The 20,700-nt window shown below is 58.2% G+C and carries 16 protein-coding genes; 8 read left to right on the top strand and 8 right to left on the bottom strand.

Going from position 1 to position 20,700, the window contains the following annotated elements; translation table 11 throughout:
* Positions 1-26: 26 nt before the first annotated feature.
* The 3 genes from JNM42_RS08030 to JNM42_RS08040 are packed head-to-tail and all read right to left on the bottom strand — an operon-like array spanning position 27 to position 4,498.
* Positions 27-266, bottom strand: coding sequence for a DUF2892 domain-containing protein (locus JNM42_RS08030; protein WP_294268169.1), 240 nt, complete (start codon positions 264-266; stop codon positions 27-29).
* Positions 263-3,478: an efflux RND transporter permease subunit gene (locus JNM42_RS08035; RefSeq protein ID WP_294268170.1), complete on the bottom strand. Its 3,216-nt coding sequence runs from the start codon at positions 3,476-3,478 to the stop codon at positions 263-265. Before JNM42_RS08035 ends, JNM42_RS08030 begins: the two co-directional genes overlap by 4 nt.
* Positions 3,479-3,481: 3 nt before the next feature.
* Positions 3,482-4,498: an efflux RND transporter periplasmic adaptor subunit gene (locus JNM42_RS08040; protein WP_294268171.1), complete on the bottom strand. Its 1,017-nt coding sequence runs from the start codon at positions 4,496-4,498 to the stop codon at positions 3,482-3,484.
* 314 nt (positions 4,499-4,812) lie between these two features.
* On the opposite strand from JNM42_RS08040, the gene JNM42_RS08045 reads away from it, so the two are divergent.
* The 5 genes from JNM42_RS08045 (at position 4,813) to JNM42_RS08065 (ending at position 6,649) form a co-directional block, all read left to right on the top strand.
* Positions 4,813-5,022: a type II toxin-antitoxin system HicB family antitoxin gene (locus tag JNM42_RS08045; protein WP_294268172.1), complete on the top strand. Its 210-nt coding sequence runs from the start codon at positions 4,813-4,815 to the stop codon at positions 5,020-5,022.
* A gap of 99 nt (positions 5,023-5,121) precedes the next feature.
* Positions 5,122-5,340 carry a type II toxin-antitoxin system HicB family antitoxin gene (locus JNM42_RS08050; RefSeq protein WP_294268173.1) on the top strand — a complete coding sequence of 73 codons (219 nt, stop codon included), beginning with the start codon at positions 5,122-5,124 and terminating at the stop codon, positions 5,338-5,340.
* Between the two features lie 37 nt (positions 5,341-5,377).
* Positions 5,378-5,671, top strand: coding sequence for a type II toxin-antitoxin system RelE/ParE family toxin (locus JNM42_RS08055; RefSeq protein WP_294268174.1), 294 nt, complete (start codon positions 5,378-5,380; stop codon positions 5,669-5,671).
* 12 nt (positions 5,672-5,683) lie between these two features.
* Complete coding sequence (locus JNM42_RS08060) at positions 5,684-5,983, top strand: HigA family addiction module antitoxin (RefSeq protein ID WP_294268175.1); 300 nt, start codon at positions 5,684-5,686, stop codon at positions 5,981-5,983.
* Between the two features lie 246 nt (positions 5,984-6,229).
* Positions 6,230-6,649 (top strand): hypothetical protein, encoded by a 420-nt coding sequence (locus tag JNM42_RS08065; protein ID WP_294268176.1) that lies wholly within the window; start codon positions 6,230-6,232, stop codon positions 6,647-6,649.
* Between the two features lie 863 nt (positions 6,650-7,512).
* Here the strand turns inward: JNM42_RS08065 and JNM42_RS08070 are convergent.
* The 3 genes from JNM42_RS08070 to JNM42_RS08080 all read right to left on the bottom strand — a co-directional run bounded on the left by JNM42_RS08070 (position 7,513) and on the right by JNM42_RS08080 (position 16,217).
* Positions 7,513-12,969, bottom strand: coding sequence for a PEP/pyruvate-binding domain-containing protein (locus JNM42_RS08070; RefSeq protein ID WP_294268177.1), 5,457 nt, complete (start codon positions 12,967-12,969; stop codon positions 7,513-7,515).
* Between the two features lie 208 nt (positions 12,970-13,177).
* The gene (locus tag JNM42_RS08075; protein ID WP_294268178.1) at positions 13,178-14,608 is read right to left on the bottom strand and encodes a phospholipase D-like domain-containing protein; all 1,431 of its coding nucleotides are present in this window, start codon (positions 14,606-14,608) and stop codon (positions 13,178-13,180) included.
* The gene (locus JNM42_RS08080) at positions 14,601-16,217 is read right to left on the bottom strand and encodes a hypothetical protein (RefSeq protein ID WP_294268179.1); all 1,617 of its coding nucleotides are present in this window, start codon (positions 16,215-16,217) and stop codon (positions 14,601-14,603) included. The genes JNM42_RS08075 and JNM42_RS08080 overlap by 8 nt, the downstream gene beginning before the upstream one ends.
* Positions 16,218-16,348: 131 nt before the next feature.
* Here JNM42_RS08080 and JNM42_RS08085 point away from each other — a divergent pair, with 131 nt between their 5' ends.
* The gene (locus tag JNM42_RS08085) at positions 16,349-16,966 is read left to right on the top strand and encodes a hemolysin III family protein (RefSeq protein WP_294268180.1); all 618 of its coding nucleotides are present in this window, start codon (positions 16,349-16,351) and stop codon (positions 16,964-16,966) included.
* Between the two features lies 1 nt (position 16,967).
* Here the strand turns inward: JNM42_RS08085 and JNM42_RS08090 are convergent, their stop codons facing one another.
* The gene (locus tag JNM42_RS08090; RefSeq protein WP_294268181.1) at positions 16,968-17,300 is read right to left on the bottom strand and encodes a DUF2917 domain-containing protein; all 333 of its coding nucleotides are present in this window, start codon (positions 17,298-17,300) and stop codon (positions 16,968-16,970) included.
* A gap of 206 nt (positions 17,301-17,506) precedes the next feature.
* Here JNM42_RS08090 and JNM42_RS08095 point away from each other — a divergent pair, with 206 nt between their 5' ends.
* Complete coding sequence (locus JNM42_RS08095; RefSeq protein ID WP_294268182.1) at positions 17,507-18,961, top strand: PLP-dependent aminotransferase family protein; 1,455 nt, start codon at positions 17,507-17,509, stop codon at positions 18,959-18,961.
* Between the two features lie 185 nt (positions 18,962-19,146).
* On the opposite strand, the gene JNM42_RS08100 is transcribed toward JNM42_RS08095, so the two are convergent.
* Positions 19,147-19,395, bottom strand: a complete 249-nt coding sequence (locus JNM42_RS08100; RefSeq protein ID WP_294268183.1) for a hypothetical protein — start codon at positions 19,393-19,395, stop codon at positions 19,147-19,149.
* Between the two features lie 97 nt (positions 19,396-19,492).
* On the opposite strand from JNM42_RS08100, the gene JNM42_RS08105 reads away from it, so the two are divergent.
* Entirely contained in the window at positions 19,493-20,689 is a 1,197-nt protein-coding gene (locus JNM42_RS08105) for a hypothetical protein (protein ID WP_294268184.1), read from the top strand.
* Positions 20,690-20,700 lie beyond the last annotated feature (11 nt).

Raw genomic sequence — 20,700 nt, forward strand, 5'->3', positions numbered from 1 at the left:
TTAATTTTTTCACAGCCTCTGAGATTTCATTTGCCGCATGAGGCGCCGTCGGCGCGTTTCATTCCGAGCTTGACCATGATCAATTCGGCCGGACAAAAACGGGTGAAGCCGCTCTGCAACAGATTGGCGCCGACAAAGGCCGTGAACCACAGGAAGTTCTTCGAGATGAAGAGCGGGCTGCCTTCGACGCCGAGGGCGAGTGAGATCAGGATGAAAGCGCCGGCCATGATGCGGATGGCGCGCTCGGTAGTAAATGTATTCGTCATGCGATGTGCTCCTTATGAAAGGCGGCGAAATAAAGCACCGGGATGACCACCAGCGTGAGCAGGGTGGACACGAAGATGCCGAAGATCAGGCTGATCGCCAGCCCGTTGAAAATCGGGTCGTCGAGAATGAACAGTGCGCCGAGCATGGCCGCCAGACCGGTCAGCGCGATCGGCTTGGCGCGCACGGCAGCGGACTGGATGATGGCTTCGCTGAATTCCATTCCCTCCGCCACCTGCTGGCGGATGAAATCGACCAGCAGGATCGAGTTGCGCACGATGATGCCGGCTAGCGCGATCATGCCGATCATCGACGTCGCGGTGTATTGCGAACCGAGCAAGGCATGGCCGGGCATGACGCCGATGATGGTCAGCGGGATCGGCGCCATGATGATCAGCGGCACCAGATAGCTCTTGAAGTGCGCCACCACCAGCAGGTAGATGAGGATCAGGCCGACGGCGTAGGCAATGCCCATGTCACGGAAGGTTTCATAGGTGACCTGCCATTCGCCGTCCCACTTGATGCTGTAGCCGGCGTAGGGGTCGGCCGGCTGGCGGATGAACCACTCGCCGAGGGTGCCGCCGGCATTTTCCACACTGTCCAGCGATTTGCCGGCAATCTCGCCGCGCGCAGCGAACATCCCGTAGAGCGGCGAATCGAGCTTGCCGCCCATGTCGCCGTAGACATAAACCACGGGCAACAGATCCTTGTGATAAATCGTCTTTTCGCGCGGCTGTTCACGCACCTCGACCACTTCGGAAACCGGCACCAGAACCCCTTCGCGCGAGCGTACCTTGAGCTTGAGCAGGGCATCGAGCGAGCTTTGCCTTTCGGCCGGCAGCGTTACGCGCACCGGCACTTCGAATTTTGAATCGGCGTTATGCACCGGCGTGACATCCTCGCCGGCCAGGCCCATGCGTACGACCTCGACGATATCGCTCTGCGCTACACCCAGCAGCGCGGCCTTGCTTTGCAGGACGTGCAGCACGGTCTTTTTGGCATCCGCTTGTATCGAATCGTCGATGGCGACGAGGTCGGGGGTTTTCTCCAGAACCTTGCGCACTTCCCTGGCCACCGCAATCTGGCCCCTGTAGTCCGGCCCATAAACTTCGGCGACGATCGGCGACATCACCGGCGGCCCCGGCGGCACTTCGACGACTTTGGCGTTGCCACCCGCCTTGCGGCCGATCGCTTCAACGGCATCACGGACAGAGATGGCGATCTCGTGGCTCTTGCGCGAACGTTGATGCTTGTCAGCCAGGTTCACCTGAATGTCGCCCGACTCCGGCGCGCTCCTCAGGTAGTACTGACGCACCAGCCCGTTGAAGTTGATCGGGCTGGCCGTTCCGGCATAGGCCTGGTAGTCGGTGACTTCCGGCACCCTGGCAACCTCGGCGCCGATCTCGCGCAACACTCGCGCCGTTTCCTCAAGCGGCGTACCGACCGGCATGTCGAGAACGATCTGGAACTCGCTCTTGTTGTCGAAAGGCAGCATCTTGAGCACGACCAGCTTGACCACGGCCAGCGCGACCGAGCCAAGGATCAGCAGGAGGATGACCAGCAACAGCTTCTTGCGCGCCGCACCACCGGTGCGCGGAGCGAGGAAGGGGGAAAGCAAACGCCTGAACAACTTTTCCAGTTTCCCGCTCTTCTCGGTGCTCTCTGTGACCTCCGTGTTCAATGATCTTGCTTTGCTTTTCATCAGCCGTGCCGCCAGCCACGGCGTCACGACAAAAGCCACCGCCAGCGAGATGAGCATGCCCATCGACGAGTTGATCGGGATCGGGCTCATGTACGGCCCCATCAGGCCGCTGACGAAAGCCATCGGCAGCAGCGCGGCGATCACCGTGAAGGTGGCGAGGATGGTCGGCCCGCCGACTTCATCGACCGCCTGCGGAATGATTTCAAGCAACGGCTTGCCCGGATGCAGCGTCTGCCAGCGGTGGATATTCTCAACTACGACAATGGCATCATCGACCAGAATGCCGATCGAGAAGATCAACGCAAACAGCGAGACGCGGTTCAGCGTAAAGCCCCAGGCCCACGAGGCGAACAGCGTTGCGGCGAGCGTCAGCGTCACCGCCACACCGACGATCAGCGCCTCGCGCCTGCCGAGCGCAAAGAAGACCAGGAGGACGACGAAGGCGGTGGCGAAGATCAGTTTGCCGATCAGTTTCTGCGCCTTGTCGGTCGCCGTTTCACCGTAGTTGCGCGTCACCGTGACTTCGACGCCCTCGGGGATCAGCGTACCCTTCAGCGATTCGATACGGGCGATTACGCCATTGGCGACATCGGCGGCATTGACTCCGGGTTTCTTGGATATCTGAATGGTGACTGCCGGAAACTCGCCGCCCTTGTTGCCGATCCAGACGTACCTGGCGGGTTGATCCGGCCCATCCTCGACGCGCGCCACGTCGCCCATGAACACCGGCTTGCGGTTCCTGGCGTCGCCACGAACAGCGACCACCAGTTGCCGCACGTCGGCGGCCGACTCAAGATAGGTACCGGTCTGCACCAGCACCTCGCGGTTGCCGGCGACCAGACTGCCGGACGATTGCAGCGCATTGCCGACCTTGAGCGCCGCCGAAAGATCCTGCGGCGTCACGCCGAAGGCGTTCATGCGCTCGCTGTCCATGACGACGCGGATGACATGATCCGGTCCGCCCAGCGTCGTTATGTCGCGTGTCCCCTTGATACGTTTCAACTCGGTTTCAGCCGCACGCGCCACCTGCTGCAAATCAAAAGCCGAACGATTGACATCGGCGGTCCAGAAGGTCAGCGCGACGATGGGTACATCGTCGATTCCCTTCGGCTTGATGATCGGCTCCAGCACGCCCAGATTCGGCGGCAGCCAGTCGCGATGCGAATGAACGGTATCGTACAGGCGCAGGATCGCGTCGTTGTATTTGACACCGACCTCGAACTGCACGGTGATTATCGCCATGCCGGGACGCGAAACGGAATACACATGCTCGACGCCCGACATGCGCGAGAACACCTGTTCGGCCGGTGTGGCAATGAGGTTCTCGACATCCTTGGCCGACGCCCCAGGGAAGGGCACGATGACGTTGGCCATGGTGACATCGATCTGCGGCTCCTCTTCGCGCGGGGTAACCAGTGTGGCGAACAGGCCCATCAGCAGCGCGACCAGCGCCAGCAAGGGCGTCATCTGCGAGGACTGGAAGTAGCGGGCGATGCGGCCTGAAATCCCCATCGCCTAGTTACCGCCCGGATGTGCCGACTTGAGGGCAATCGCCGCCTTCACCGGATCGAGCACGACACGCTCGCCGGCCGTCAAGCCGGCCAGCACCTCGATCTCGCCACCCGCCAATAGCTCGCCAAGGCGCAACTGGCGCAGCGACAGACGGCCCTGCTCGTTCTGCACGTAGACTGCCGCCACTTCACCACGGCGCACAAGCGCAGTGGCAGGGACGGTCATGCGCTGCGCGCGACCGACGACAAAATGCACGCGGGCAAACATGCCGGGGATCACCCCCTTGAGGTCAGCCGGCAAGCCCACGCGCACCTGCGAGACGTGCGTCGCCACATCGGCCGTCGGCAACAGCGTTACCGCTGTCGCATCGGCCCAGCGTCCCAGCTCGGGGAACTCGACCCTGGCCTGCTTCACCGCACGCATCTGCGGCAACTGATACTGCGGAATACTGGCCGTCACGCGCAAGCCGTCCGGATCGTAGATCGTCAGCAAGGCGCGGCCCGGCGCGGCCGTTTCTCCCTGTTCGATCAGGCGCTGGGCGACGATCCCGGAAATTGGCGCGCTCACACTGGCATAACCCAGACTGACACTGGCCTGCCCGTGCGCCGCCTGCGCCGCCTCGAAGTCAGCCCTGGCCTTGTCCAGCGCAGCCGCGCTGATGAAATTCTGCTGGCGCAGATTCTTCAGGCGTTCGTAATTGGCTTTGGCATTGATGAATTGCGCCGAGGCACCGGCCGCCACTTCGCTCGCCTCGCGCGCGTCGATGCGCAGCAGCAGTTCGCCCTTCTTTACCGACTGCCCGGCATCGACCCGCATCTCGGTCACACGCCCGGAGACCTGCGAGGTCAGGGTGGTCTGGACCAGCGCCTCGACAGTCGCCTCGACCGGCAGCGTCAAATCGACCGGATGGGGTTGCACCACGACACTCGGCAATGCTTGTGCCCACACGCAGGGGGGCGTCGCCAGCGCCATCAGCAAGGCGAGTATGGGGAAAGAAAAGCGGAGAGAATGATTTTTCATGTGCATTAGAGTATTCTAATACTGCGAAAAGCACAAGTACCCTCTGCTCCAGGGACGCGGTAAATTTGTTCTGGCGTTCACCCATAGCAATAGCGTCATTCCGGGCTTGACCAGGAATCCAGTTCGTTTATCAAACATTTCATTTACATCTTGATCAGATGAACGAATCTGGATTCCGGCTTGCGCCGGAATGACCGTATTTCACTCAGTGAGCAGGCGCCGGAGTCATGCAGCAAAATTGTTCTCGATAACAAATTTCGGCGCACAAGCCATGGAACGTTACTATTCCGTCTATTCCCCTCCGGAGATCAGTCATGAACTTCAGTATCGAGTGCGAGGAAGAGGTTGATGGCCGCTGGATCGCTGAGGTTCCTCAGCTTCCTGGTGTCCTGTGTTACGGCAAGACTGCCGATGACGCCATGGCAAAGGCAGAAGTGCTTGCCGTTCGCGTCATGGCCGACCGCCTTGAGCAAAACGAGTCGCGTCCCGTCGAGATCAATATCTCCCTTCCCCTCGCCGCATGAGTCACTGGCCGTCCAGTGCCATTGGGGTCATTATTTCTTTGGGCGTCAGGTTTGAGGCTCGCGGTATACTGAGGAGTCTTTCCAATAAGGAGCGCCATCATGCAATTGACGGCTGTATTTGAAGAAGTTCCTGAGGGGTACATTGGCTTCGTCGAAGAGTTGCCGGGTGCGAATACGCAGGGCGCCACTCTCGCTGAGGCACGAGCCAATCTTTCCGAGGCAGTTGAAATGGTTCTTGAAGCCAATCGCGCCCTCGCTGAAGAGTCAATGCTAGGACATACAGTGATACGTGAGACTCTCCTACTCTCGCCTCAATGAAACGCATCGACCTCGTCCGGCATCTCGAAAGATACGGATGACAGCTTCTTCGAGAAGGCGGCAGCCATTCGGTTTACGTAAACCGGGCGACTCGGAAATCCTCGGCTGTCCCCCGCCACCGCGAGATCAACGATTTTCTCTCTCGCAAGATTTGTCGCGATCTCGAAATCCCTGCACCCTGACGCCCAACCCGATCCCTGGCAATCAACTGGAAGCATTAAAAGGAAAGCGCAAGGGGCAACACAGCATTCGCATCAACGATCAGTGGCGTGTGTGCTTTGTTTGGTCTGCTGAAGGCCCGAAGAACGTGGAGATCGTCGATTACCACTGAAGGAGTTTTGACATGCGTACTGTTCCCCCTGTTTCTCCCGGCCAAATGCTGGATGAAGAGTTCCTGAAGCCGCTTGGCTTGACGAAATACCGCCTGGCCAAGGACATCGGCGTACCCCCGCAACGAATCGGGGATATCGTTGCAGGCAAGCGGGCCATCACTGCAGACACAGACCTGCGGCTGTGCCGGTACTTTGGGCTCAGCGATGGATGGTGGCTTCGCGGGCAGGCCAACTACGACACCGCGATCGCGCGCGAAAACATGGGTGAAGTCCTCTCGCGTATTACCCGTTGTCAATTGTTGACCGCCTGAGCGAAGTCCGTGCTGATACTGGGGTCGAAACCTTCGTTCCAGTGGTCGCTGCGCGGTGAAGCCGCGCACCGCACCTGAACTCACGCCCTGAGGTCGTCTGTCAAGACCCAAAAATCAGGGCACCAATTATCAAATGACTTCGACCCCTTGAATACGTTAATACTGCAAGAGGCTCTTTTAATATCGATTTAGGTTGGATTTAGGCGAACGGGAAGCGGCGAATGACTTTGAATTGAGGGGAATAGCTTGAGGGGAGAGAAGAGCGGTTTTGATGTGGATGCAAAAGGGGAGGTCGTTGGTAATCATAGCCTGTCGCCAGTTGTTCCTATTGCGGTTTTACTGTTGGCTGGTGTCATGATGATGTCTGCCGGGTGCTCTTCTGCCATAGAGAGAGAGCCTGTCATCACCGTGCAACAGAATTCGGCGACAAATAGTCAGGTAACAGAAGGAGTTCAGTTCCTAAGAACTCTGCATGAACTCATCTTGAACCCGCAGATGACCCCTGAAAAGATCACAGCAGCATTTGGTTGGTCAGTTCTCAAGCAAAGCGTAGATACGCTAGGCCGCCGCCACACCGATTTCGACCTTTATGTAAAACCGGTTTGGGGTAGTAAGCCAACACTTACCGAAAGAGATGGTAAAACGAGATTTAATATACCGCTTTAAAGCGTCACATGCATTCTTAGCGAAGAGGTTATTGCTGAGTTTGGCAGCAAGTTTAAACCCATTATTCTTAACATTGACGGTCTCACTGGCGAAAGTATTCATTATGAAATCGTTGAACGAAATTTAAACTTGTTTATATACGGCCCTCGCTATGAGATTAGCAGCCCAGTCAAGGTTGTGATTGGTTTTACGTACGTCTACTCAGAGTGTTTAGAAAACATTTCCATAGGCCATCCCTCATATTGATGAAAGGTTTACCCATGTCTACCCCTGACTACACGCCCATAGATGCGAACGCTCCTTCCCTGGCAAAAGCGAAGAACGTTGTCGACAACGCCCCTGTAATAGTCTCGTATCATCCTTTGTCAATTGCTGACCGCCTGTGCGAAGTCCTTAGTCCGTAGGTCGGGTTAGCGTCAGCGTAACCCGACGTTCCGCTTCCTGCACCCGTAACCCGGCCCTATCCAGAAGTCGGGTTACGGCCTGATGGCCTAACCCGACCTACCAAATATACCAAATCAAACAAATCCGGGATCCCCGAGTCGTCAGCGCGAACGACCTCTTTCAAAGCTGGAAGGCCAGCCACAGGATCAGGCCCTCGGCCAGCTCGCGCAGCAGACTCGGTCGGCGAACAGGAGCCAAAAGGGGTCAGCGTGAATTCCAAATTTCATAAAGGCTCACATCAAGGTTAGTTATCCCTGACCAAGAGGCAGCGCTTGCCGCTCAGGAGGTATGGTATGACGAAATTCGGCGCTATCAGCGCGTAGGTCGGGTTACCCATGAGTCCCTATCGGCATTTGTACAGTCGCTCTATCTTGAGTATTGCGAACTCGCAGCTTCGCTTCCAGGCCTCTACCGCTGCTTTATTCGCCAGTGAAAAATGCTTTCCCAAGGCCACGCGTTGTGACGGGCCGTGTTTGCAGAATACGGACTTTGCCATTGGCAATCCCGAATTCGATGTCCTGCGACAAAGCATAATGCTCTTCCAGGGCCATGGCGATGTTGGCCCGAATGTCATCTTTCGCTAGACATGGCACGTCACGCAGATCGCTTTCGACCGGTACGATTGAAGTCCCTTTGCCGGAGGAATGCTGCTTGACCATGAACGCCTTCTTCCCAACGTGAACACTTGAAACCGAACCATCAATTTTATCCACATAGTAACGGTCCACGTCTACTACTCCGGAAACCACCCCTTCGCCAAGTCCATACCCCGCTTCAATCACGATCACGTCTCTTCCGCTAACCGGATCCGTAGTAAAAATCACCCCGGAAACCTGAGACTCGAACATCTGCTGCACCACTATCGCCAGCTTGGCCGAACCTTGCCGAACAATGCGCTCGCTCCGGTAAAGCATTCCCCTGGTCAGCCAAAAAGACGTCCATACTTCCTTTATCCAATCCAATAGCTCTGTGGGGCTAACGAATAGATACGTCTCTGCCGCTCCGGCAAAAGCCGCTTCTTCCATGTCTTCCTGGAGACCAGAAGAGCGAACGCTCAAGAAACTGTTGTGCAACCCGTACGATTCGACCGCCTCCATAATTTCCCGACCTACACCAGCCGCACTATCCAAGCCCCCTCGGCGTATCAAGTCCCGAATTCTCTCCGAAGCGTTTGTAATCTTCATGTGCTTGTCTTCGTCCGATTTTTCTTGAGTAGCAAGCATCGCCTCGATTTCCGACGTTAGGCGCAAATACGCCTCACGAATGCCGTTCTCCTCAAGAAACCGATCAAAGGCAAAGGTGGTTACCATGAACGCTGGCGGCACTTGCGCACCATGACGCTTGACGATTTGTGCGATTTCTCCAAGATTCGCGCCTTTCCCGCCAACCAGTTCGACATAATCGGCATCAACCTCTTCAAGCAGCAAGACGGCGTGCTGCAATTGCGCAATCCGGTTTCGCTTTGCTCGCGTCAGTTCGTCCGCCTTGATTTGCAAGTGGGCGACCATTGCCTTCGCCACAAGACCTTCCTCGCGCATGCGCTTGAGCGCTCCGCTCAGTGCCACCTGCACTTCTCGCTTCATCCTGTAATACGCATCTCCAAGTTGACCGGCGGGGTCTTCTATGTCGACGAAATCCTTCACCTTGGCATAGTGGCTGAGCAGAAAGACTCTTCCAGTGGCGCCCGGATAGTGGTCAGCGACGAATCGGACATGAGATCTCTCCATCGCCAGGATCAGATCTGCCTCGAGAATATCGGCTTCCGAAAGCTTTCTGCTACGATGTTCCACAGCAATGATGCAGTCTTCGGACTGCAGCAGCGCCTGGCTGGTCTCGGACATCGGCCTGTCCTCAAACGCTGCGACCCCACGCGAACATACCGTGACACCAGTTATTCCCTCCGCAACCAGCATCTTCTTCAACAAGAGTTCGGCCAAAGGGCTGCGGTCAATATTGGCCGTACACACCAGCAAGACTTTCTGGGGCTTGATTTCCCTGATGCTGTGCCCCAGACGACGCAGCACCTTACGTATCGCAGGAAGATCCACTTCAGTCAAAGTGCGCCCGGTCATGGCTTCAACTTCATGCAGTGCCGCAGCCCTCAGCAAGGCGATGCGTGGATGCCGTTGCAATGCCTGGATTCGCCTTTGGAATGCCTCCAGTCGCGGATCGCACAGATCGAGACTTTCCGCCAGCATCGTGACCTGTTTCCACAGGCGCTCGATCACCGCAATGGTGTTAAGGGCTCTCCAGAGTACCGACATCGCAGCAATGTTGTGCTCGACCTCCGACAACAATCCTTCGAGTTCGGCAAATGCGTTCCCGGAAACGGTCTGGATCAGCATAGCGATATTTTCAGCCCCGCCTTTCGCGAGGGCCACTGTCGTTCCTCCCGTGGTAATCCCACGGCGCGCATGACGCACAATATCAATCAGATGCTTTCGAGCAGTGGGATTGACCCGCTTGTTCCATAGTGCTTCAGCCAATATCAAGACAAGGCCGTCGGCAACGATTTCCTCGCGGGTATCCAGTGCATCGATAGCCAAAGGCACTGCTGCCAGCCAGGCGTCCAGATCGGCAGGGGATTTTTCTCCCGAAACCACTTGATGAATCAATTTGTGCAGTGGCTCAAGGGGGATTCCGGCCATCGGCATGATCGAGGCTATTCCCTGTGATGCCCAGACCATCACTACGCATCCCTCGCGTATATCGACCGTTTCAGAAACCATCGACTCACTGACCCAGAAGCCCTCGTCCGTTAGGGTGGTCTTCCCGGGGTGTCTTTCTTCGATGCGGACAAGGGTGCCCTCCGATGATTGCACCCACTCGGCGTGCGGCAAAATCAACGATGGGATCCCGAATTCCCGGGTAGTGACTCCGGCGTGGCTTAGCAGGCCACCACTGGTTACCAGGACCGCTTCAGCGGCTCGAATGGCTTCAAAGTCTTCGGGTGTCGTAAACGGAACCAGCAGAACCCGCCCTTCACGACTCTGCGGATTCAGGCAATAGTCTCGATCAAATGTTATGCGCCCGAAGCGGACGGATCCATCGCCAACCGATGCCAGCAGACCCCGGACAGTCTGGCCACTGAACCCAGCGGGCGCGCGTGCTTGTTCGACCAGCAAGCGGTGTGAAACAAGCTTGCGAAACGCTGGTACCTGGATTTTGGCGGGGACTGAATAAGCACCTTTGCGCAGTATTCTCCTGAGGCCGGCAATGGACAGCCATTTGCCGCCGTTGGTTGGTGTCAAGTGATGGACAAATGCATACAGCAGCGATCGATTCTGATCGTCGGCCAAGCCATAGATCACCAACCATTCGTCAGGTGCTATCTCATGCTGGGCCCGCTCCACCGTAAGCTGGTCGATGCTTCCGATCATATCGAAATCCAGTTGCAGGTCGGTCATCTTCAGCAGCACGGCGGTGCGCAATGCTTCGTGCTCGCGGGCCAACACTCTGCGGATGATCTCCTTCAGCGGCTGGTAGGCCGGATTGCGCTCCAGGAACCCTCGACTGTCGAGCCGTAATTCTCCGCGAGCCAGCGCTTTGCGGCAGGGACCATTAAAGTGCCGGTCAATAACCTCCTGCCCAACTCCGCCTGTTCCCGGCTGAATGACCGTCATATCGAAGGTCCGCAGCAGCGCGTTAATCGCGAAATACAGACGATGGCGGACCATCTGCCGTTCTTCGGAAACATACGAATTGAACTCGCGGAGAGCTCTGGGGCCGCTGAACTCGCAGTACGTATCGAATGGCATGCCTTCGCCGCGATAGGAGAACGGGATCATTCCCTCAACCAGAAACATCCGTGTAATCGCGCTTGCGAATTCGCTGATCTTCTCAGGACTCGTTTTGTACGGGAGTCCCCCGGATGGAACCCTTGCCAGGAAAATATACGCCATGGCATAGTCCAGATCCCGTAGAGACCATATGAGCCGCAAGACCACCATAAGCGCGCGCTCAATCTGGCGCTCGGTCCGTGCTCCATGATCCTTGTCCAGATAGCCTGTTACCAGGATTTCGACCAGGCTACTGTGGTCCAGCGTGACGGTCAGTCCGGCTTCTTTCAAGACCTTGCCGACAAACTCGGCGCGAAGCGCTTGCGCCAGTTCCGCTCCGCCCTGGTAACTTTGCAGCCGGATAAGTCCCTCTGCGTCCGGATCTGCAATATTGGCGAACAACTCTATGCGATGCTCTCCAAGTTTCACGCTATAGGCTAGGTGATTGCCAATCAGCACGAAGGTACCGGGACAGGGCCCCACGAGCCATTGAGCTGCCCGTACAATCGTTGCCAGACCCCGATGACGGATCAAGCCGTTCACAATGATCGGTGCGTTATCCAGTCTCGCTATCCGGATGTCCTCGGTCTTGTCGCCCCCGATACGGCCGACGGTTACGCTCATGTCCGCGCGGGCAGTCGTCATCCGTTGTTCCAGCGCTCTATTGCCCCGGTCATGCAAGAAGCGGATCAAAGCATGCACGCTGGCTGGCTCGGCGTTTGCTGTTTCCACGACTCCGGTAATCTTGCGACGCAGCACCGGGGGTAACTCATCATGCTGCGACAGGCCATTCCACGAACTATCCAGGTCGTGAACGAGCTTGTTATGGAATGCGAGTGCAGCGTCGGCATCAGCCGGGTAAGCAACCTGCAGATACGCTTCGAGCATTTTAGCTAGCAGTGAAACGATGCTGAGCGCGGTCGATTTGGTCATCATGTCTGCATGGGAGACGATCAATTGCAGCGCATCGTAGTTGGGCTTGACCAGGTTATTCCGGATATTGAGATAGTGCTCACGCAGTTGGTGCCTTGCTTCGGGGCTGAACGATGCGTCCTGGTCAAGGTCGCCAAGCAACAGGTAGCATCCAGCGTCGCCGGGGCCTTCGCAGTGCAGCATGCCGGTACCGTCATCTTCGATCCAGGGCGGCATCTGTGAGCCGGCATGTTCCACTGGGTAGGCCAAATGATATCCGCCCAGATTGACTCCGGAATCGTGCAAGTCGAGGACGGCGATCAAGCGCAACTTGTCCAGTCGATCCCAGAATTTGGCAATGCTCATGAAGTGCTGCGCGCCAAGCGCACGACGCGCGATTGCAAGATTCTTGATCAGGTCGGCAAGCGCTCCCGGACTTTTCACCATCGACCGTGAGAAGCCTTGGCTGCTCATCTTCTTCAGGTCGAGCAGCCTGTGGAGTCGGGCGACTGGCCGACTGCCGTGGAGCGCTTCAAGCAGCCCGTATGCTGCAGCAAAACGCGCCTCGAGTTCCTCTTCGATCACGGCTCTGACGGACTTGTCGGTTGCCCGGTGAAATGCATCGGCGAGCTCGGCAACTGCTACTGGCGCGAATTCGCCTTGAACGGATAGCGAGTCGGAAAGCTTGAGAAGCCTTCGCAGAATCCGCTCTTTCTCGCTGGTCAAAGCCGCAATCCGGGCTGTGCGGATAGTGTCATCAGTGAGCCGTTCGGCAGCGGACAGGCTGAAATTTTGTTGACGCCAAAGCTGTTTCAGCAACACCGGATCGTCATCTGAAACATATGTGGGCCAATTATGCATGCGGAAGTGCGCATCAATTTCGTGGATGCTTCGCTGGATGATCTGCTGTTCATCGAAGAGCGGATCCGTGCCCAGGACGCTCTGCAAAAAGGCTTTAGTGCGCACAAGGGCGAAGACATCCAGAACAACCCGTTCTTTATCTGCCTCATTCGAATAGTGAAGGTCGACCATGTGCTCGCGAATGTTGCCGACGGCTTCGGCGATGGCTTCATTGCGGGCACCGCGTTCGTTGAGCGCGGCGATCAATTGGGGAATGCTTTTCTCACCATCTGCCATGTCATCTGCCTTGTTTTCGCAATGGAACCAGGATCCAAGAAAGGTCATTGAATCTGACCCCAATGGCACACCAATGGCACACCAATGGCACAGCGAAGCGCGTAGGTCGGGTTAGCGTCAGCGTAACCCGACGTTTCGTTTCCTGCACCCGTAAACCGGCCTAATCCAGAAGTCGGGTTACGGCCTGATGGCCTAACCCGACTTACCAAATCAAACAAATCCGCGATCCCTGAGTCGCCAGCGCGACCGCCTTCATTCAAAGCTGGAAGGCCAGCCACAGGATAAGGCCTTCGGCCAGTTCGCGCAGCAGACTCGGTCTTCGTGCGGCGTAGGCTTCCGACTCCAACCGTCGCGCATCGATCCAGCGCACAAACCCGCTGACGGCCTGGCGGTCATAGAAGGCAATCGTCATCTCGTAGTTGAGGAACAGACTGCGCCCGTCGAGATTGGCCGATCCGGCGAGCGCGAGTTCGTCGTCGATCAGCACCGCCTTGGCGTGAATCATGCGCGGGTGCAGCCACACTTTTGCGCCCGCCGCAACCAGGTCGCGCAGCGAACGGTGGCGTGCAAAATCGGCCAGACGATGGTTGGAGCGGGCAGGCAAGACCAGATCGATCTCGATGCCGCGACGAGCGGCCAGCGTCAGCGCCGTCAGTAGCGCAGTGTCGGGAACAAAATAGGGGGTCACTGCCAGAATGCGCTGTTCCGAGGTAAAGCAACTGGAGACCAGCAGGGTAAAAAGCGTGTCGTCCGGCTGGTCGGGGCCGCTGGCCACCAACTGCGCCAGCGGGCACGAAGCGGGCGCCGGTGTTGCGAAACTGCGCGGCTCAGGTAGCGGGCGCTCGGTGGCGAACGCCCAGTCCTGTTCGAACTGCTGCTGCGCCTGCCGGGCAAGTTCGCCGCCCAGATCGAAGCTCAGGTCCAGCCACGGCTTGCTGCCGAGAATCGGGCGTGGGTCGCCCTCAAAGTATTCGGCCGACAGGTTGCGGCCGCCACACCATAAATGCAGGCCATCGGCGATGACCATTTTGCGGTGGTTGCGCAGGTTGGTGCGCCCGCGCTTGGGCGAGCGAAACGGCGGCACGAAGCGAACGACCTCGACCCCGGCCTCGGCAAAACCCTTCAGATCGGGATACCCGCCGAGATAGATGCCGATGCCGTCGATCAGCAGCCGTACCCTGACGCCGGCCCGCGCGCGCTGCTTGAGCCTTTCCGCTATTTCGTCGCCCAAGACATCGCGCCCGAAAACGAAGGTCGACACTTCCAGCGTCCAGCTGGCGCCGTCGATGATTCGCCGCAGCGCAACCAGCGCCTGCGTGCCGTCTTCATGAATGCCAAGCTCGACGTAGGCGACCGGGTCAGGCAAGCCCATCGCCATGCAAAGCTGCTGGGCTCGCCCTGCCGTGGCGTGCGTCGAGCGAGATGCCACAGCGACGCGGCGCGACCCCTTTGCCAGATGCGGTGCCAGTACCTTGCGGCTGCCAAAAGTCAGATACAGCGGCAGAGTCACGTAGGGTAGCAGCACGATGCCCAGCACCCAGGCAATGGCTGCCGCCGGGTGCCGACGTTGGTGCAAACCTTGCGACGCGGCGACGTAGATGCCCAGCCCGACGACCACCAGCAGTCCGTAGAGAACTTCCCAGTGCCGGTTGATCAAACCGGCGAACAGGGTAACGAACTCACTCATTGCCCGGCTCCGGAGCAGGCCTGTCTTTCCCGCGCCGTCTGCGCAACAGCCAGCGCAGCAGCCAGCCGCCGAACAGCAACAATCCGCTAGCATAAGCCGCCACGGCAAAATCCGAACGCAGGGGTTTCAAGTCCGGCGCAACCGGGTCCTTGAGGTCCGGCGGAAAGGGGCGCGGGCCGACCGGAACAATCTGATGTTCGGCCGGATCGTGCGGCAGCCGGCTGCGGTACTCATCGATAGCGGCCACCGGATAGTCGCCCCAGGCACGGCTCGACGGCAGTTGCGGGATGCGCAGCAGAATGATTTCCTCGACATCCTGCCGGAGCATTTCTTCGTACGGGGTCAGTGCACGCGTTGCCTTGCCGCTGACGATTTGCAAAAGATCCGCGCCGGCCTGTTCAAAGGCAGTCGCCGGAAAGAGCCGGGTCTGATCCTCGGTAAAATAATCGAAAATGGCCTTGCCCTTGCTCAGGCTGCCCGTCTCGACCGCGACCAGCGGCAGGCCGACAATCGCCTTCCCCCAACTGATCGACCCCAGAGCCGGAACGTCCCAGCCGATCGTGCGCAGCGTCGAAATGCTGATTCCGGTGCAGTTGGCGGCCGCGTGCTGATAGACAAACTGGTGCCGGTAGAACTGGTTGAACACCCGCGCCAGCGCCGAGCCCAGGTGCACGGCAGTGCGCTCGTCGCGCAGGGTCGCCACCAGCATGTACGAAGGCCGATACCAGGCCTGACCGCTGTTGAGATCCGCCAGGTAGTTGTCCAGCGGCAGCATGGCCGCGATGATGCCCTTCTCGCTTTCCGAATCGAGGGTGTAGAAATTTGCGACCAACCAATCGTGAATTTGCCCCTGCGCGCCAACGCGTCCGGTCACCAGGCCGAAATGCCCCCCGTGCGCCTCATCGTCGTCACCCTGCGCCCCGTTGAGCATGATGCCGATCAGCGCTCGGCCGGCACGCTGCTGTGCCGCTGAGGGGTCGCGTTGCCAGACGAGCTGTGACGCAAAGGCGCTCTGCGCGCCACCGCGCGGCTCGCCGCGAACGAACTCGCGGAGCGCTGACGGCGTTGCGGCAATGGGCTTCAGCGCTGCCGCCGGGTCGATCCGAAAATCTTCCGGCCAGATCGTGCGTGCAACAAAGCCGGCGGGGTCCTGGTGATCCCACGTACCGCGCAGGCGCAATTCGCGCCGGCTGAAAAAGTCGGTGCTGTCGGCGTTGTAAAACGAGCGGTTGGATGTCAGACGCGGCGCCAGGGAAAAGCGGCTCATCCCCGCCGCCGTCTGCATGTGCCCGGCGCCGGCAGCGAGCCGCGCATGCTCGATCACCTGAGGCGAGCCGACCCACACCAGACCGGGATAATCGCGTGCCGAGCCGGGCGGCGTCAGCGCATTCCAGCGCCGTACATCCTCTTTTGCCCGCAACTGCGGATCGAATCCCGCCAGCGGTAAGCCCGGCCGGGGTACGGCGATGGTTTCCTTGCGAAAGAACCACAGCGCCTGCGCGATGGTGTCACAATCGGCACATTCGCCACTCGTAATGCGAAAATCGTCAGCCGGGAACAGACCGTAAGCCGGTGAAGTCTCAACAGCGCCAGCCTGTGTACTTGTCATCAATAAACCTGCCAGAAGAATTTGCCTGAAATCCATCATCGCATTCTAGCGCGTGGCGCAGGGCTTTTCCGATGTTGTCAAACCGGCGTTTTCACGGCACGCTGTTCCCCATTGAAAGAAAGACTGGAACCATGTACCACGGAGAACGATTCAACGCCTGGACGCATCTGGTCGGCGCGCTGTTATCGCTGGTCGGAACGGTGATCCTGATCGTCAAGGCGGCGGCAACGGGCGATCCATGGAAGATCGTCAGCGTCTCCATTTACGGCGCCACGCTGATCATCCTTTACAGCACCTCGACGCTGTATCACAGCCTGCGCGGACGCGCCAAGATCATCCTGCAAAAGCTCGACCACCTGTCGATCTACCTGCTGATTGCCGGAACCTACACGCCCTTCTGTCTGATCACCCTGCGCGGTCCGTGGGGCTGGTCGCTGTTCGTTGTGGTGTGGGGGCTGGCCCTCGTCGGCATGCTGCAGGAGATCAAGCCACGCTCCGAAGCGCGAATCACCTCGCTGGTGATCTATGCAGTCATGGGCTGGGTCATCGTCGTCGCCATCAAGCCCTTGCTCGACCATTTTGAAACCGCCGGCTTCCTGTGGCTGGCCGCCGGCGGACTGCTCTATACCATCGGCATCGTGTTCTACGCCTACGACAGCCGCTTCAGACACTGGCATGGCATCTGGCATTTGTTCGTCATGGGTGGCAGCCTGACGCAGTACATCGCCATAGTCTTCTATGTCCTTTAGATCATAGGGAATGGCCGCAAACACCGCTCTTGCGCGGAGAAAAGGATTTCCGGAACTGTAGAGTGCTCAGTAAACGGCTAGTCCAGTGGATTGGCCAGGGTACTTCGCGGGTCTGACGGATCTCTCCAGTCGGCATCCCCTCGATGAGCACAAGGCCGTTACTTTCAATACGCAGTCCTGACCCCTGTTCGAGATAGAAGTCACCGGGCTGACCTTCGATGGTGAGCCATACCATCCCCTGGGTGCATTCCAGGTAACTGCCGCGTGCGCCGCGAAACGCTACGATTTCTCCCGCGGCAAGCGGGCTTGCCTGATTGCTCAATAACGTATTCATGTTCGACCTCCCGAGCGCTGCATTGATCCAGGCTTGAAAGTCTAGAAGCTCAAGGGCAAACAGTACAGATACAAGAGAACTGAATTGTTACCAATACAGTTAAATAATATATAAACTGTGTTGGTCGATTTTGCCGGAAACTGTATCTGCCTGAAAGACTACGGCAAGCGCAGAATGATGCGCCGGGATCGGTCAAGGGGGAGTGGATGGAGTTCAGAGAACCAGGCAGGGCACTACGTTACGAACAACTGGCCGATGAGTTGTCAGGGATGATTGCCGGGCGCATCTTGCGTCCTGGCGAGCGCTTGCCCTCCGTACGCCGTCTGTCGCAGGAAAAGAAACTGTCCATTTCAACCGTGCTGCAGGCGTTGCGCGAATTGGAGGAGCGCGGCCAGGTCGAAGCACGGCCTCAGTCCGGATTTTTCGTCCGCCTGCCCTCCCCCAATCGGAACCTGGAACTCAAGCCGCAAACCCGTCACGCTTTGGCGCGCCCGGTCGCCGTCAATATCAGCAGCCGTCTTGAAGGCGTTCTGGCCTTGAGCAATCGGAGCGAGATGGCTCCGCTGGGGGCTGCGCTGCCGGCCATTGAATTGCTGCCGGTCGCCCAGTTGCAACGCCTTTATGGAACGGTTGGCCGAAGTTCAGCGGCACTCCTCGGAGCGGCCAGTCATACGACATTGAACCATCCTGATCTGGTGCGACAGCTTGTACGCCATTCACTCACCTGGGGCCAGGCCCAGGCGGTGGATGAGATGGTGGTCACCAATTCATGCACGGAAGCCCTGTCGCTCTGCTTGCGCGCGGTAACCCAGCCGGGAGACACCGTCGCGGTGGAATCACCCTCGTACTATCTGATGCTGCAGTTACTGCAGCAATTGAAGCTGAAGGCACTGGAAATACCTACCCATCCCCGTCACGGCATGTCGGTCGATGCGCTGGAGATGGCCACCCGTGATCGGAGGGTCGCCGCGTGCCTGCTGGTGAGCAATTTCAACAACCCGTTGGGAAGCCTGGTCCCCGACCACGAGAAGAAGCGCCTCGCCGAGTTGATGGCGGCCAGGCAGATACCGATCATTGAGGACGATATCTTCGGCAACCTGCATTTTGGCCCTGATCGCCCCTGGCCTGTGAAGTCCTTCGACGCGTCCGGGAACGTCATGTATTGCTCTTCGCTGTCGAAAACCGTGAGTCCGTCGCTTCGCCTGGGATACGTCGCCGCCGGTCGCTTCCATGCAGAGATCATGATGCAGAAGACCCTGACTTCCGGCGCCACCAATCCGGTGACCCAGGTGGTTGTTGCACGTTATCTGGAATCGACAGCTTATGTACGTCACCTTCGCGGCTTGCGGCGCGCCTATGAAAAACAGGTCATGCAGATGTCCGAGGCCGTTCAGCGCTATTTCCCGTCGGGAACACGCCTTTCGCAACCACAGGGCGGTCTGGTGCTGTGGGTAGAACTTCCTGTGGGTAGTGATAGCACCGCACTTTTTGAGGAAGCGGTCAGTGCCGGTATCGCCTTTGTTCCCGGCGATCTTTTCTCGGCCAGCGGTAAATACAGAAACTGCCTGCGCTTGAACTGCGGCAACCCCTGGTCGCCACGTCTTGAAGAAGCAATCAAATGTCTCGGATTGCTGGCTGCGAAAATAGCCGCATCAGCGTGAGGTTGACCTGATGCTGACCGGTAAAAAACCTCTGCTACGGTGACGTGGATGAGCTACAAAAGCGCTTGGGCGGCAGGAGGTCGTCGATCAGGGTGAGGCTCTGTCCAACCAGGATTGGTCTTCAACAATAAAAACACGTAAAAAAAGCGGACTGGCGAGTCCGCTTTACGGCGAGAATCAGGCGGTCAATAGCCCGGCTTCTGGTCCATCTTCTTAGCCGGCATTTCTTCCATCTTTTTAGCCGACATTTCTTCCATCTTCTTGCATTCAGCCTTCATCTTGTCGTCGGCTTTTGCGGGATCCATTGCCTTGCAGGCCGCCATTTTGTCTGCCTTTTCCTTATCCGTCATTGCTCCACCGTGAGCCGCAGCGAAAGCACCTGCAGATACAGTGGCCAAGGTAGCAACGAAAATAGCAGAAAGTAACTTGTTCATGATTAGTCTCCTGTGAATTATTGACAAACTCAAACGGCAACGCATGCCGCACACCCAATATAATGCAAATATCAAAATTCAACTAATCAATAAGTTAATGCTGATCTTCCGAGGCATAGTGCTGGGTATAGTCTTCGCGTTGGCTGCCAAAGCCCAGGCTGTGCCCTACACGCCTGCGGACGACTCGGAAGTCATCGAGCGCCTGCCTTTTCGGGCCGGTGACTCCGATGCGCGCGATCTCTCGGATCTGCGCGCGGCAGCGGCCAGTGCTCCGTCCGACCAAGCAGCTTCGGTCAAGCTGGCGCAAAAATATTTTGATCTGGCGATGGCGCGCGGTGATCCGCGCTACATAGGTTATGCTGACGCCAACGTGAATCAATTTTCCACGCCACTATCGGCTCAACTGCTGCTGGTGCGGGGTACCTTACGACAGTACCGCCATGATTTTGCAGCGGCACTGGAAGACTATGCCGCTGCGCTGAAACTGGATTCGGACCTGGCTGGTGCACATGCATGGCGTGGCGCCATTTATTTGGTGCAAGCCGACTATGTGAATGCCGGCAAGGAGTGCGAGGCATTGCATGGTCTGCAGCGGCCCGTTCTGTCTGGTGGCTGCGCCGGTTTGAGCCTGGCCTATACCGGCCACCTGGACAAGGCCTACAAGACTTTGTACCAGGCTCTCAGCGCAAGCCGTGATGATGGCAATCGCCTGTGGCTGCATACCCGACTGGGTGAAGTGGCGGCCTGGCAGGGACAATTTGCACGTGCCGAGCGCCACTATCGCGAAGCTCTGGCGATCGGCAGGGACGACGGGTATTTGCTGGCTGCATGGAGTGACTTTTTGCTTGACCGGGGCCGAGCGGCCGAGGTTGTTAATCTCCTTGCCACCTGGGTGTCTTCGGATGGTCTGTTACTCCGGCTGACAGAGGCAGAAACCCTGCTCAAGTTGCCTGGCGCTGCGGCTCACCGACAGGCGCTGGATGACCGCTACGCTGCCGCCCGGTTGCGGGGTGATACAACCCACCGTGCCGAAGAAGCCCGCTTCCATTTACGATTAAAGGGCGATGCAAAGTTGTCTGTAGCCCTGGCGTCTGAAAACTACCGTGTTCAGAAAGAGCCGCGTGACGCTCGTATCCTGCTGGAAGCGGCCGTTGCTGCACAGGATCCCGGCGCTGCGCGTGCCGCACTGGACTGGCTTCAAACCAGCGGATTTGAAGACTCGCGACTGCGTCTACTTGGCAAGCAACTGACCCAGGCTGCGCTGGCGGACCCTGATCAGAAACGGGCCCAATGACGCTGCGCCCT

The sequence above is a fragment of the Propionivibrio sp. genome (assembly GCF_016790145.1).
In the GTDB taxonomy this organism is placed as follows: domain Bacteria; phylum Pseudomonadota; class Gammaproteobacteria; order Burkholderiales; family Rhodocyclaceae; genus Propionivibrio.

Coding starts and splice junctions, on each gene's coding strand:
- JNM42_RS08030 (WP_294268169.1), bottom strand. CDS start 266: ATGACGAATACATTTACTACCGAGCGCGCCATCCGCATCATGGCCGGC.
- JNM42_RS08035 (WP_294268170.1), bottom strand. CDS start 3,478: ATGGGGATTTCAGGCCGCATCGCCCGCTACTTCCAGTCCTCGCAGATG.
- JNM42_RS08040 (WP_294268171.1), bottom strand. CDS start 4,498: ATGAAAAATCATTCTCTCCGCTTTTCTTTCCCCATACTCGCCTTGCTG.
- JNM42_RS08045 (WP_294268172.1), top strand. CDS start 4,813: ATGAACTTCAGTATCGAGTGCGAGGAAGAGGTTGATGGCCGCTGGATC.
- JNM42_RS08050 (WP_294268173.1), top strand. CDS start 5,122: ATGCAATTGACGGCTGTATTTGAAGAAGTTCCTGAGGGGTACATTGGC.
- JNM42_RS08055 (WP_294268174.1), top strand. CDS start 5,378: ATGACAGCTTCTTCGAGAAGGCGGCAGCCATTCGGTTTACGTAAACCG.
- JNM42_RS08060 (WP_294268175.1), top strand. CDS start 5,684: ATGCGTACTGTTCCCCCTGTTTCTCCCGGCCAAATGCTGGATGAAGAG.
- JNM42_RS08070 (WP_294268177.1), bottom strand. CDS start 12,969: ATGACCTTTCTTGGATCCTGGTTCCATTGCGAAAACAAGGCAGATGAC.
- JNM42_RS08075 (WP_294268178.1), bottom strand. CDS start 14,608: ATGAGTGAGTTCGTTACCCTGTTCGCCGGTTTGATCAACCGGCACTGG.
- JNM42_RS08080 (WP_294268179.1), bottom strand. CDS start 16,217: ATGACAAGTACACAGGCTGGCGCTGTTGAGACTTCACCGGCTTACGGT.
- JNM42_RS08085 (WP_294268180.1), top strand. CDS start 16,349: ATGTACCACGGAGAACGATTCAACGCCTGGACGCATCTGGTCGGCGCG.
- JNM42_RS08090 (WP_294268181.1), bottom strand. CDS start 17,300: ATGAATACGTTATTGAGCAATCAGGCAAGCCCGCTTGCCGCGGGAGAA.
- JNM42_RS08095 (WP_294268182.1), top strand. CDS start 17,507: ATGGAGTTCAGAGAACCAGGCAGGGCACTACGTTACGAACAACTGGCC.
- JNM42_RS08100 (WP_294268183.1), bottom strand. CDS start 19,395: ATGAACAAGTTACTTTCTGCTATTTTCGTTGCTACCTTGGCCACTGTA.
- JNM42_RS08105 (WP_294268184.1), top strand. CDS start 19,493: ATGCTGATCTTCCGAGGCATAGTGCTGGGTATAGTCTTCGCGTTGGCT.